The sequence below is a fragment of the Maribacter orientalis genome, from assembly GCF_900109345.1.
GTDB classification, from domain to species: Bacteria; Bacteroidota; Bacteroidia; order Flavobacteriales; family Flavobacteriaceae; genus Maribacter; species Maribacter orientalis.
In genome coordinates this window covers 10,455-25,110 of sequence record NZ_FNZN01000012.1, presented here as the reverse complement: position 1 = coordinate 25,110, position 14,656 = coordinate 10,455, and the positions used below count along the sequence as shown (strand labels likewise).

At 36.3% G+C, this 14,656-nt stretch carries 5 protein-coding genes and 1 tRNA gene; 2 read left to right on the top strand and 4 right to left on the bottom strand.

The window, feature by feature from the left end:
- Nucleotides 1-5: 5 nt before the first annotated feature.
- Both BMY56_RS17235 and BMY56_RS18720 read right to left on the bottom strand, forming a co-directional pair.
- Nucleotides 6-1,547 (bottom strand): FAD/NAD(P)-binding protein, encoded by a 1,542-nt coding sequence (locus tag BMY56_RS17235; protein WP_091627177.1) that lies wholly within the window; start codon nucleotides 1,545-1,547, stop codon nucleotides 6-8.
- A gap of 168 nt (nucleotides 1,548-1,715) precedes the next feature.
- Nucleotides 1,716-1,805, bottom strand: a tRNA-OTHER gene (locus BMY56_RS18720).
- Nucleotides 1,806-2,024: 219 nt separating this feature from the next.
- Between BMY56_RS18720 and BMY56_RS17230 the strand changes: the two genes are divergently transcribed.
- Nucleotides 2,025-8,624, top strand: a complete 6,600-nt coding sequence (locus tag BMY56_RS17230; RefSeq protein ID WP_091627174.1) for a PKD domain-containing protein — start codon at nucleotides 2,025-2,027, stop codon at nucleotides 8,622-8,624.
- A gap of 318 nt (nucleotides 8,625-8,942) precedes the next feature.
- Nucleotides 8,943-9,758, top strand: a complete 816-nt coding sequence (locus tag BMY56_RS17225; RefSeq protein ID WP_317040643.1) for a glycosyltransferase family 32 protein — start codon at nucleotides 8,943-8,945, stop codon at nucleotides 9,756-9,758.
- 160 nt (nucleotides 9,759-9,918) lie between these two features.
- On the opposite strand, the gene BMY56_RS17220 is transcribed toward BMY56_RS17225, so the two are convergent.
- Together BMY56_RS17220 and BMY56_RS17215 are read right to left on the bottom strand one after the other, a co-directional pair.
- Entirely contained in the window at nucleotides 9,919-10,659 is a 741-nt protein-coding gene (locus BMY56_RS17220) for a 4'-phosphopantetheinyl transferase family protein (protein ID WP_091627169.1), read from the bottom strand.
- Nucleotides 10,649-14,626, bottom strand: coding sequence for a non-ribosomal peptide synthetase (locus BMY56_RS17215; RefSeq protein WP_091627166.1), 3,978 nt, complete (start codon nucleotides 14,624-14,626; stop codon nucleotides 10,649-10,651). The genes BMY56_RS17220 and BMY56_RS17215 overlap by 11 nt, the downstream gene beginning before the upstream one ends.
- Between the last annotated feature and the right edge of the window lie 30 nt (nucleotides 14,627-14,656).

Here is a 14,656-nt window from a genome sequence, read left to right as displayed (position 1 = left end):
AATTGTTAAATAAGGTTTGCTTGAAGTTTTTTAGCAAGAACATTACTGGACCAAATTATTCTTGCGCAATGTTCAAGGTGCCAAAAGATTTTATCTTCAATTTGGTTACCTGCCAACAGTGGTCCGGCAACAAATAGGTTTTCTGAGGCTTGCATATTTTCGTCCACTTTGAACCCGATTTTAGAGGGATTTGGCTTACAAAGTCCACTCTTAATAAGATCTTTAAAAAATGGTGATAAATCATTTGATGTTAAGTCTACGCTTCCAAGACAATTAATGACAATGTTAAAGGTTTCAGAGTCTTCGGTAGAATTTGGTGCATCATTATTTTTAAAAGTCATCGTCAAGCCATCTGAACTTTCAGTAAGTCCGTGAAAACGACCTTTAATATGCTCAAATCTTTCACGATTGGAAAGTTCTTCAACTACAGAAAGATAATGATTGCCAGCGCAACGTTGCCTTCTGCCTATTTGGTTTCCATGAAAACATGCAAAATTCAACAATTCTTCTTTGCTTAAATTGGGTAGCAATGCTCCAAAGCCTTTTGAAATAATTCCAACAGTTGTGGCAGCACCTAGGCCTTGTTTTTCAGCTTCATCAATATCTTTGTGAGCTGCTTCGGCAATGGCACTAGCGGTCAAGTCTTTCGTTTGGGAAAGTGATTGTAAATGTTTTGCACTAAATTGTTTTGCTTTAACTGCATCAAATGTTCCATCGGGCATTACTCCATGTGATGAAAGGGTTTTAAATGAGGTGTCATATTCATCAATGTTTAGTTTGTCACAGATTTTGTAAATCATTTCCAAACCACTTGCATTTGCGCCTAGAACAGCAATTTTTGTTTTGAGATTTTTTGATTTACGTCCATTTATGAAACTTGCAATTTGTCCCATATTTTTCTCCATACCTAAGCCATATGGTTCTTTAATATAAAGTGCGTTTTCATTGTTTCCTATAGTGTCATCGAATAACCTTTTATAGGGTAAGGAGCCTATAGAAAGCACTATTTTATCTGAAGAAATTGTGGTGTTGTCTTCAAAATTAATTTGAAAATTATTTGCTTCCTTGGTGATAGATACCGTCTCTTTTTGTATGTAAGTTAATGTTAATTTTTTAGCGTTAACCAGCTTATCAATTCGCCCTAACACCTCTTGGTTTATGTATTTTCCGAAGAAAAATCTAGGAATATATAAATCATCCCATTCTCCTTTTTTGTATAATGGACTGTTTATTTGCGCCCACTCCGTAGCATACATTCCACCATTATCAATGAATTCTTCTACAAGTTCAGTAAGGTTGGCATCTAACCAATTCTTAAAATGTGTTCTGTGTGGTTCTGTAATGAAATTCTTTAAATCCTGTATTAAAAGAACTGATTTTCCAGACCGACTACCATATGGCATGCCTTTAAAGAAATCATTGCTTTTGTCAATTATGAAAATTTCAATTTCACTGTTGTATTTTTCCTTTTCATAGCTTTCTAAAAAAGGAATCAAGGTATAACTTGTAGCTATTCCGGCACCAATAAATGCAATTTTTGCTGACATTTTTTTAATAAATATATTATATAAAGTTGACTAAATATTTTTGAAGTTCAATGACTTGTTTTTAAAATTTGACCAACTCGACAATATCATCGATTATCTGCTCTTGTGGGGTAATACCACTTCATGAGCTTCGGATAAAAAAAGCCCGTAATTAACGGGCTTTTTTAGCGGAGGAAGAAGGGATTCGAACCCTCGGAGGCGTTAACCTCAATAACAAAATACATTGCAATTTGCATTAGACCACTCTGCCATTCCTCCATTTCTATTTTGAAAACGCACTAGGTTTAATATTATTGTTAATAAGTACTTTTTTTTCCTGTAAAGTAGTTTCGTTGTATGCTACCGTTAAAGTAAATTTGCAGCGCTATGTATTAAACGTAATTTACTGCTTTTGAACGATATTAATATGTCGGTTAGGTTTATTGACCTTTTTTTGTAAGTGGAATTGGACGTGTTCAGTTTATAAAATTGCTAAAAATGAAAAAGAATTACCCCTTGAACTTAAATACTATTAAGAAACCGGCCTTAGTTGTGGCCATATCGGCATTTGTTTTAATGGCTATGAGTTTTGGACCCATGTTCTTGGGACCGGGCCTAACAGTTCCAAAACCATTTGCTCCTTTCGTGGACACAGCATTTTCAGATTTAGGTACAGCAACCCCAACATATGAAATAGCTTTTCCAAATCTAACATTTGATTCGCCTATAATATTTACTCCTGTACCTAATCAAACTAAAATAGTTGTAGGTCAGCTAGATGGTAATGTGTATTGGATTGAAGATGATAATAATACTGCAAATAGTCCTTTAATTGTAAATCTTTCAGATGAGGTCGGTGATCGTAACGAAGGTGAGGTTTGGGATGGTGGTTTTTTGGGTTTGTCCATTCATCCAGATTTTGGTACTGCGGGTAAAAATTACTTTTTTATATATTATACGACCTCAGGACCTAATAGCAATTTAGGAAATCCTGCTGGGTTCTTTTGCGGAGTTGAAACCTTTGCAGGTAACTATCTTAAATTAGAACGGTTTGAGGTAGACCCGACAACCATGACTATGGTTGATGGAACAAGGGTTACTATGATAAATAGAGAGCTTTACAATACTACACACCGTGGTGGTGGTATGGTGTTTGGGGATGACGGCTTCCTTTATCTTTCTACTGGAGATCAAGCTACATATTTAAATGCACAGAATATTTCTGAAAACTTAGATGGAGGAGTACTTCGTATCGATGTGGATATGATTGGAGGAGCCGTTAGTCACGCGCCGAGAAGATTCTTGCAAGACCCTGGTGTCGGTAATACCCATCCCAATACTGAGGGTTTAGAAATGTCTGGAGATTTCTATTACATTCCTGAAAATAATCCTTTTAACGACGCTAGCGGAGCAGTATTTGAAGAATACGTTTCTATAGGGAATAGAAGCCCCCACCGCATGACAAAGGATAAGGATACCGGTATTTTGTATATTGGTGAAGTAGGCGAGAACACCCATGAGGAAGTTAATGTTCTTGACCCTACTATATTAGATAAAAAAAATTATGGTTGGCCCTTTTATGAGGCTAATGCTCCCTTTAGTCCACCAACAAAGGCTGGAACTCCTTGTAATCCAATTTTTTATCCCGGTACTACTCATTCGCCCCCATTGACTCAATTCACACGTGCTGAAGCTACTTCCATAACGGGAGGCTATGTTTATCGTGGGTCTAATCTGCCTGGCTTAGTTGGAAAATACATCTGTGCTGATTATGGACAAACTGATGCCATCTATGAAATTGATATTAATACTGGATCTAAACAGTCATTAGGAACTTTTCTGCCACTAGATATTATTTCTTTTGGGCAGGATGACAGGGGTGAATTGTATTTGTTGCGATTAGGCAATAACAGTAATATTTACAGATTAAAAGCTTCGATTGATTTAGAAGATGCACCTGGGTTATTATCTCAAACAGGGGCATTTACAGATTTGACAAACTTAACTGTGGCCGATGGTTTTGTTCCTTATGAAATGATAGAGTCATTTTGGTCAGATGGAGCATTGAAAAAACGCTGGATTGGTATTCCAAACAATGGTACACATGATACGCCGGCTGAGCAGATAGAATTCTCTGAAAATGGTAATTGGATTTTCCCTGTTGGTTCTATAATCATAAAACATTTTGATTATTCCATTGATGACAACGATCCTACGATTACCCGTAAAATAGAAACACGGTTTTCAATAAAAGGTAGTGATGGTAATTTTTATTTCTTAACATACAAATGGCTTTCAGATGAAAGTGATGCTGTATTAGTAGACATGGAGGTAGGTGAGACTATTAGTATAGATATAGATAAAGTTGGTGGAGGTCAACGTCAAGAGGATTGGATGTATCCTTCAAATAGTCAATGTATTAGTTGTCATAACCCAGATTTGGGGGGTACCTTAGGTTTACGTACCCGTAATTTGAATAGTGAATATGATTATTCTTCGCATGATCCTAGTGGTATTCTAGCTAACCAATTGGTAACATTAGGTGAAGAAGGTTTGGGGATATTAAATATTAATATTAGTGATACGGATACCCCAGGGTATTTGACCCATGTTGCGATTGACGACCCTAATGGTACTCTAGATCAAAAAGCGCGTTCTTATTTAGATAATAATTGTGCCTATTGCCACCAACCGGATACAGGCAACAGAGCAAATTTTGACCTTCGGTTATTAAATACACTAGCGCAAACTGGGCTTTTAACAGCTGGGTATAATCAGGCAGTGCCTGATTTACCATCTAATCAAAGAATATTGATTCCCGGAGATGCAGCCAATTCACAAGTATATCATAGGGCACAAAGTTTAGTACCTGGTATCAAGATGCCGCCCTTATCAAAAAATGTAGTTGATACCGAGGGTGTTGCACTTATTCAAGCATGGATTGATGCCATGGAGCCAATAGCTCCTACTCCTAATTTAGACACTTATAGACTGGTGAACTATGCTACGAAAGCCACAATGCAGGTTGCTGATGCTAGTAATGTACAGGGTACGAACGTGCTACAAGGTGGGTATGAAGGATTAAATTACCAGCACTGGGCATTGGAAAATGCTACAGAATTGAATTATTTTAAGTTTAAGGCAATAAGTAGTAACCGATATCTTGATGTAACCGGTTTTGGAGATGGTAAAGGAGTGAATGTATGGCAGTGGTTAGATAACACAACAGTATCACAACAATGGCAAATCGTAGATGCGGGAAATAACACTTTTCATATCATAGCTAGAGTTAACGGCAATTTTCTCGGAATAGAGCCAAACGGTAATGTCGTTGTTGGAACCGATGATGGTAGCGATATTTACAGATGGGAATTTTTACCAACAAGTGCACCCTTTACTATAGGTATTGATATTCAGTCTAATTTAGTAGTGACATCTGAGGAAGGTACAACAGATGATTTTGATGTCGCTCTAAAATCGGCACCGGTAGATGATGTAGTCTTGCTTGTTTACGGAGCTGATGCAACGGATGAAGTTACGCTTTCAGTAACGGAACTTACTTTTACGGCTGCCAACTGGGATATTCCACAAACGGTTACTGCAACGGGTGTAGATGATGTTGATGTAGACGGGGTTCAATATTATAATATAGAAATAGCGGTGGATGGTTCACGTAGTGATGCCGCTTTCGCTGGCTTTATTGAAACTTTAGCGGGTTATAATGAAGATAATGATGGTGGAGCAGGGGCTCCTCCAGCTCCAGGAACGTATAGGCTTATCAATGTGGACAGTGGTCTATCGGCCGAGGTTGTGGATGCAGGAACAGTTAATGGTGTAAACATGGAACAGGGATTGTACCAAGGTGATGCCCATCAACAATTTGAGTTGGTGTATCGCGATAATGGACTGTATGCCTTGATTGCCCAGCATTCTGGAAAAGCGATGGATGTTGAACAGGGCAATGCCAATCGAGGTACTAACGTATGGCAATTTACCGCAAACGAGACGGTTTCTCAACTATGGACTATTCAGGATGCGGGGAATAACACTTACCATATAATAAGTGAACTGGGAGGACATTATTTGACCATAGATGCGAACGGAAATATTCTTGTAGATGTAGATAATGGAGCGGATGCCTATAGATGGCGTTTTGAAGATATCACAACCCTTGGTAACACGGGTATTAATGTGAGTCAGGACATATTGTTCACTAACGAAGATGGCGATACGGATACGTTTACGGTATCCCTTAAGGAAGCACCTACTGCACCGGTAACGGTTGGTATACAGGTCGTTGTCGGTGTTGCCGAGGCAAGTGTGAGTGTAGCCCAGCTAATTTTTGATGATACCAACTGGAATGTTTTACAGACGGTAACAGTTACTGGTCTAGACGATGTTACGCCAGATCTGGATGGCGCTCAGGATTTTGTTGTGGAAGCTGTTGTAATCGCACCATTTAATGATCCCAAATATAGTTCGGGCATTGGGGATACGGTTGCAGGTATAAATTATGATAATGATGGTGGTGATAATGGAGGTCCCGTAGCTGGTATTTATCAAATACGTAATGTAGGCAATCAACTGAATATGATGCCCGATGACGGCACGCTAGAGTGGCAGGTAAATATGGGTACGGGTATATATGATGCTTCTGAATATCAGCATTTTGAATTGATAGCCGAAGGAAATGGATTGTATAGTATTAGATTCACACAACAGGATGGTACAGGAAGAGATTTGTATTTGGATAATCAGGGAGGCAGCAATGCTCCAGGAACCAATATTTGGTCTTATATAGAAAGTATTGGTTCGGGTAGGATAGCACAGTTGTTCCAAATTGTTAATGCCGGTGATGGTTCGTATTTTATCATAAATGCTCTATTGCCACCTGCTCCAAATACGACAAACCATTTAACAGTAGAACCTAATGGCAACCTTATTGCGAATACAAATGTTGATAATAACGATTTCTTTAAATGGGAATTCTTGCCTACCGGGTTTGCACCGGAGGCTATAGCTACCGCTAGTACGAATGCAGGAAATGCTCCATTAGCTATTCAGTTCACTGGTAGTGCTTCTACCGATGACAAGAATAATATTGTAACTTATTTATGGGACTTTGGTAATGGTGATACTTCTACCGATGCAGATCCTAATTATAGCTTCACTCAAGGGGGTACATTTAACGTTACCTTGACAGTAACCGACGGTGATGGTTATGAAGATATAAGCGATCCGATAGAAATTGTTGTGAACGGTGCCCCTGAAGCCGTGGCGAGTGCGGATATTATAAACGGTATTGCCGCTTTAGAGGTCGCATTTACAGGTGATCAGTCTACTGATGCAGAAGGCCTTATAGCCTATGCATGGAACTTTGGCGATAGTGCAAATTCAACGGAAGCTAACCCGGTACATATTTTTGCCAGTGAGGGCACGTATAACGTTGTCTTAACGGTTACCGATGAAGGTGGACTTGAGGATACCGATACAATAACTATAGTAGTTACCCCTAATATGGCACCCGTAGCGGTAGCCAGTTCCGATGTTACGGATGGTGATGCACCTTTAGAAGTTAACTTTATTGGTGATCAGTCAACAGATGATGATGTTGTGGTGTCTTACAGTTGGAATTTTGGTGACGGTACAAGTTCTGTTATTGCCAATCCGGCACATACATTTAATGTTGACGGAACCTATGAAGTAGTATTGACAGTAACCGACGTGGGAGGTTTGGAAGACACGGAAACCTTAACTATCACCGCTAATCGGGCAAACGGAGCACCGGTAGCGATTGCTACTGCTGATGTTGAGCAAGGTGGAGCTCCACTAGAGGTAAGCTTTATTGGTGATCAATCTACTGATGATGTGGGTATTGTGACATATGCTTGGAATTTCAATGACGGAACAATTTCCTCGGAAGCAAATCCAGTACATACCTTTGTTAATGTAGGAACGTATGATGTGGTCTTAACGGTTACCGATTCAGATGGTTTATTGGATAATGAAACGGTGACCATAACGGTAACTACTGCAAATGAAGCCCCGGTTGCAATAGCCCAAGCGGATATTACACAAGGAGAGGCTCCTTTAGTGGTAAGCTTTTCTGGTAACCAATCTACGGACGATGTAGGTATTGTATCTTACAATTGGGATTTCGGGGATGGTATTAGTGTTACAGATGCAGATGCTGTTCATACATTTACTACTGTGGGTATTTTTGAGGTCATCTTAACTGTGACCGATGAAGGCGGACTTCAGGATACGGATGCAATTAGTATAACGGTAACCGATGGTTCAACCAATATGTCACCAGTAGCTGTAGTTAGTGCAAATGCTACTGAAGGTTTAGCGCCTTTGGAAGTGACCTTTACTGGGGATCAATCAACTGATGATGTTGGTATTACTGCCTATAATTGGGACTTTGGTGATGGAACCACATCGTCGGAAACAAACCCGGTTCATACCTTTAGTATTGTTGGTAGTTACGATGTAATGTTAACCGTTACAGATGATGGTGGACTTCAAAACACGGATGTAATTACTATAACCGTGACCGATAATTTAGATAATATGGCACCGGTAGCTGTAGCAAATGCTGATGTTATTGTTGGTGCAGCACCTTTAGAAGTGATATTTACAGGTGACAAATCAACTGACGATTTGGGTATTACTACCTATACTTGGGATTTTGGAGATGGAACTACATCTTCGGAAGTTAATCCACAACATGTTTTTGATGTTATAGGTGTGTTTGACGTACTATTGACTGTAACCGATGAACAGGGACTAGAATCAACAGCGAACATCACCATTACTGTGACCGAAGAACAACCTTCTTTTGAATTCATTTTGGCTCCAAACCCTTCAATTGAGTATGTTGAGGTTATCATGAAAGATAACTTCAATATGGATGAAATACTTGGTGTTATGATGCACGATAGTGCAGGTAGATTAATAAGACAATATATTGTTGATGATGTTCTACAAGATGGTAGGTTACGAATACCAACAGGTGCTTATAGAAACGAAGTCTATGTTATAACCTTAATGTTTAATAATAATGAACCAGTTTCGAAACGATTGATTATAAATTAAAGTGACAAAAATTTGCAGAAAAAAGGCTATTCCATTCGTTTGGATAGCCTTTTTTGTTTTTCGATTCATAAATTTAATACATATAATCAATCATTTTTCTTGAAAGATTTCAGAATACTTTAATAGCTTGAATGTATGTTTACCTTATATGTTATTCAAAATTATTTTAATTGTATAGCATAGTTGTTTTAGAGGGAAGAGCATACTTAATGTTTATTCTATTCGTTCTATATTTTAAGCTTAACTTTTAATTTTAAGACTTGAACGGGAAAATTGAAAATATCGATTTATTAAGATTATTTTTATTTTCTAGTAAAAATTAAAATTTACGATAAAAACATATTCATGATACCTAAAATTATTCATTATTGCTGGTTAAGTGGTGAAGAATTTCCACAAGAGATAAAAAGAAATATAGCTTCTTGGAAGGTCTTATTGCCAGATTATGAATTTATGTTATGGGACACTAAACGTTTCAACTTAGAAGAATGGCCCTTTGCAAAAGAAGCTTTTGAAAAGAAAAAGTATGCTTTTGCTTCTGATATAGTAAGGCTATATGCTGTGCAACAATACGGGGGTATTTATTTGGATACAGATGTTCAAATTCTTAAAAAGTTTGATGATCTATTACAACTTCCTTATTTTGTTGGTTTAGAATATGAAAATATTATAGAGGCAGCGATTTTTGGTGCAGAAAAAAATGCTGAATGGGTAACTTATTGTTTAAAGCATTATGATAATAGATTATTTGTAAAGGAGGATGGTACTTTTGACATTACTATAGCACCAACAATTCTAAAAAAACAGATACAAAAAATAAAACAAATTGTATCGATGACTACAGCGGAAGCAAAGGATGTAAAGAGTCTTATTAAAGATGACAGTAAGTTTTACTTATTTCCGTGTGAGTTTTTTAGCCCTAAAGATGTACAAACTGGTAAAATTCATAGTACTAAAAACACGTATACCATCCATCATTTTAATAGTTCTTGGTTACCCTATTTTTCTAAATTAAGAAGGAAAATAAAATTAGTACTTGGTGTAAATACCATTAATAAAATACTTAAAATTTCATTAGTTAGTAAAACTCTAAAGGTATTTAAAAAGATAGAAGCGAAGTTTGATACGAAATAATTGTTTTCTCGTGATTTTTAATTGCACTTAACTTCAATTTTTAGTTGAGTATAAAGACTTTTAACACATGGTTTAGTACAAGTACAAAAAGGTTAATTAAACTTGGCTTAGATCTTTTTTTAGGAAAGTCACAAATCATACTCAATACAAGTACTATTTTTTAAAAAGGCAGAGGGGAGAAGTACAGCTGTTTAATATCTTCTATTTTGCCTACCAATGCGATAGTACCAATAAAATGTTCTTCTATTTCAAAGCTTAACACCAACAAATTGGCGATATTATTTATTAGTTCTGGATTAATTAGATGCATACCGTCACAAGCAGGAATATGAATAAAATTATCTTCAATACCTTTTCCAGTTGCTTTGACGATAGCTTCTTTACGAGTCCAATATGTAAAGAACAATCGAACTTTATCACTAGTTATTGCTAAATTTTTAAGTTCTGCTTCACCAAATATTCGAGGTGCTGTTTCAGAATAATCCCATTCTCTATCTACATTTTCTACGTCAACACCAACTGGATTAGTGGAAATTGCAATTAAACCATATTCTACTATATGAGAGACATTAAAAAAAACTTTCGGATGTGATGGTAAATAGGGCTTTTTGTTTTCATCTGTGGCTATAACTATGTCCTTTGCCTCTAAACCTATATATTCTGACAATAGTAACCTTAGGAATGATCTACAGATAATAAACCTATTCTTATCTTTTTCAAAATGATAGCGTTCAGCCTTTTCTAACTCAGTAGTAGTAAGGTGCTCTTTGTATTTTGAAATGTTATTGTGATAGGAGGGTAGATGAACTTTATATATTTTTAATGCCGATTTCTCGTGAATAGATTTTTGAGAACCACTTATGAGTATCTTAACCGAACTACAAAATATACTACTGTACACTTTCTAAATTGTGATTATCTAGAACGTATTGAAGTTTAGTTGCAAATACCTCAACATTCGATTTATCAAACATATCTATATGATTACCTTGAACCATATGCCTTCTAACACCTTTTTTAGCGAATTTTTTCCATCCTAAGAATTTTTTATCATGGACTAAATTAATTTCCTCCTCTGCCTTAAACAAATCAATAACGATATCTTGTGGGCGAATGTAATAACTATCAGTAGCCTTTATATGATTTTGCTCCATTTTTAAAACTCGATGAAACTGCATTTCATGACTTTTTTCCTTACCGTATTTCAAACGTAAAAATATCCCTTTAATGTGAAGCATAAATAGACCAGTTCTTCGTTTAAAATTCTTTTTACTTGTTAACATATTTAGTAGTACATAACCAACTTTTACTATGGTATAACCAACGGATACTATTTTTTTCTTTATAGGGCTTTTAAAATAATAATCGGGGAATACATAAGTGTCAAACTCCGCAACTATTTTTACTTCTTTGCCTTGCTCCCTAAGTTGCCTGGCCATTTCAAAAGCTATAGTACCACCTAGTGAAAACCCTGCCAAACAATAAGGACCATTTGGATTTGTAATCTGAATTTCCTTAATATAATCTCTTGCCATATCGTGCATAGAGTCATGGGGTTCAGCAACACCATCTAAACCTCTTGCTTGAAGACCATAAACAGGTTGGTCTTCATCTAATTTTTGAGCTAATTCATTAAATATTAATACATTATGGTGTGCTCCATGCACAATGTATAATGGTGGTTTGCTTCCTTTTGGCTTTAAGGGTACTAATGAATCCCAAGTTACAAATTCACTATCCATGTAGGAAGCCAACTTTTTAATCGTTGGGTGTTTAAGTAAAGCTACAAGCGGTAATCTATTTCCGGTTTCATCCTCTAATAGCATCATTACCCTAACGGCAATTACAGAATGTCCTCCAAGTTCAAAAAAGTCGCTATTAACATCAATTTTATCAATTCCCAGACATTTTTGCCAAATGGTCAAAATAGTTGTTTCAGATGCTGTAGATGGTTCTGCAAATATTTTAGATGCTGTTTTATTGGGTAATAGGTTAAGTAAGCTTTTACGATCTATTTTACCATTAAGCGTAGTAGGGAATTCTTTAACAACATTAAAAATATGAGGTACCATGTGGGTTGGAAGTTGTTCACTTAGAATTTCTTTCCATTCACTAAATTGCTCAGTATAATCGCTTACCATATCTGAAACAATTAGGTTTGCAACCAAACGATCTTCATGGAGCAAAACGACAGAAGATTGTACCCCTTGTAAAGAATCTAAAGCCTCCTCAATTTCACCAAGTTCCACACGTTGGCCCCTAATTTTTATCTGTTGGTCTATTCGTCCAAGACATTGTACTTCGCCTGAAGGGAGTAATTTTGCTAAATCTCCTGTACGATATAAAACAGGCCCTAATTCTGTTTCAAAAGGGTTTTTTATAAATTTTTCATTAGTTAAATCCGAACGTTTCCAATACCCTTGTGCAACTCCATCTCCTGCAATGCATAGTTCTCCAATTCTACCAGGTTCTACTAAAAGCTCCTGCTCGTTCATAATATATAATTGGGTGTTGGCTATAGGATTTCCTATAGTTACCACATCATCAGACTTATGAACTTTTTTTATTGCCGACCAAATAGTTGTTTCCGTAGGACCATAAAGATTCCATAATTCATCAACCTTGCCCAAAATGTTTTTTGCTAAAACTATGGGTAAAGCTTCTCCGGTACAAAAAGCTTTTAGAGGTAAATGATTTTTCCAACCTGCATCTAATAACATTTGCCAAGTTGCAGGTGTAGCCTCCATTACTGTTATTTCTTCTTTTTTTAGTACTTCTAGTAATAGTCTAGGGTCTTTAGCAGTTTCTTCACTAGTTAAAATCAATTGAGCCCCTTTTAAAAGTGAAGCGTATAGTTCAAAACCAGCAATGTCAAAGGAAACTGTGGTTATTGAAATTACTTTATCGGTTTTTTGAATACCAGGTTTTTCTAAAACACTATATAATAAATTAACTAAGTTTTTATGGGTAACCGTAACCCCTTTTGGTTTGCCTGTTGATCCAGAAGTGTATAAGATATACGCTACTTGATTAGTATTAACGTCTAAATTTAGTGGTAGAGTTGAATAATTTACTAAATCTGAAAAAATAGATTCGATAAATAATTGTGATACGCCATCCTGTAAAGTTAATGAAGATGTTTCTGTTGTGATCAAGTATTTCGACCCAGAATCCTCTAACATAAACTCAAGTCGTTTACTTGGATAGTTAGGATCCAAGGGAAGGTAAGCAGCACCACTTTCCATTATAGCCAGTAAAATGGTAATTAATTCAATGGAGCGTGGTAAAGATACAGCGACATAATCCCCTGGAAGTACACCTTGTTCCTTCAAATAATGAGCTATTTGGTGAACTTGCTTTTCTAAATTTTCATATGATATTTCAGATGTACCAAATTTTATTGCTTGTTTAGAAGGGTCTATTTTACATTGTTGGGCAATTAATTCATGCAAAGGTAATTGTGGGTAAGATGCCTTTGTATTATTCAATTCTGAATAGGCTGAAGCATCTACTTTAATAATATTCCCTATTTCTACATGAGGATTAGCTACGATACCATGAAGCACTTTTTTAAATGAAGACATCATCTGCTCTATAGTTGCCGGTTTAAAAAGAGACGTATTGTATGACCACTCTAAGATAAGTTCATCTTCTGTTCCTGTAGCGTTTAAAAAAAGTTCAAATGTTTCGAATGCTCTAGGGTTGCTTTTTAGCTTATATTCTAATCCATTAAAAACCACATCATTAGCCATGCCCATATCAATGTTAAAGGTAATTGGGGCTAATGGCACTCTTGATGGATCTCTAGCAATGGCGAGTTTTTGAAGTAACTGGCCAAAACTTAACTGTTGATGTTCGTAAGCATCAAAAATTTCAGTTTTTCTATTTTTTAAATATTCATTGAACGGAATATTTGCTGAAAGTTTACTTTTTAACGGAAGTAAGTTAACACAATGTCCTACCAATTGAGTTTTACCACTTAATGATTGGCCAGCAGCTGGTAGACCTAAAACCAATTCATCTTGGCCGGTTTGTCTATACAGGAAGACTTCAAAGGCGGCCATTAGGGTAACAACAAAACTAGCTCCAGATTTAATCCCAACTTTTTTTAAATCGGATACTAGACTATTGTCAATTCCAAAATCTAAACGATTACTCTTGAAGGTTCTAAGTTGTGGTCTAGGAAAATCTGTAGGAAGTGAAACTACAGGAACTGAAGATTCATATTGTTTAAGCCAATACTGCTCAGTTTTTTTATATTCTTCACTTCCAATAAACTCTTGTTCTTCTTCGGCATAAGAGCTAAAGGTTTCAGGTTGAGCAATATTGGGTGTAGTACCTAGAATATGTGCGGAATATAAACCGCCTAATTCTTGTAATATAATACCCATAGACCAACCGTCGCATACAATATGGTGCCCTGTAATAATTAATTGATGTTCTAATTCTGAAAGTTTTAGTAAACCAATTTTAAGTAGTGGACCTTTATTTAAATCAAAGATAGTATTCGCATCTCCTTTCAAATAGTCTTTAATGGCATCATTTTTTTCAATGCTATCAAAATGAGAAAAATCTTGATAAGAGAGTTCTATTGGAAATTCTTCATAAACAGTCATAAAACGCCCATCGGGACTAAAGGTAGCTCTTAACGCTTCGTGTCTTTTTACTAATTTCGCAATAGCATCTTCTAAGGCAACTTTTTTTAAGTTGCCTTTCAAAACTAGTGAAACAGATTCGTTATAAGCCCTATTCGCATCTTCTCCTCCTAATTTACAGGCAATCCATATTTCAGACTGTGCTTGTATGATAGGAATGACTTTCTCAATCACAGGACCGGAAAATGGATTAAAAGTGACTTTCTCTTGCATTTATTCGTTGGTTATTTTTGAAAATTAATC

What these genes read in the sequence shown, in the direction of transcription:
- BMY56_RS17235 (WP_091627177.1), bottom strand. Translation starts at nt 1,547, where the DNA reads ATGTCAGCAAAAATTGCATTTATTGGTGCCGGAATAGCTACAAGTTAT.
- BMY56_RS17230 (WP_091627174.1), top strand. Translation starts at nt 2,025, where the DNA reads ATGAAAAAGAATTACCCCTTGAACTTAAATACTATTAAGAAACCGGCC.
- BMY56_RS17215 (WP_091627166.1), bottom strand. Translation starts at nt 14,626, where the DNA reads ATGCAAGAGAAAGTCACTTTTAATCCATTTTCCGGTCCTGTGATTGAG.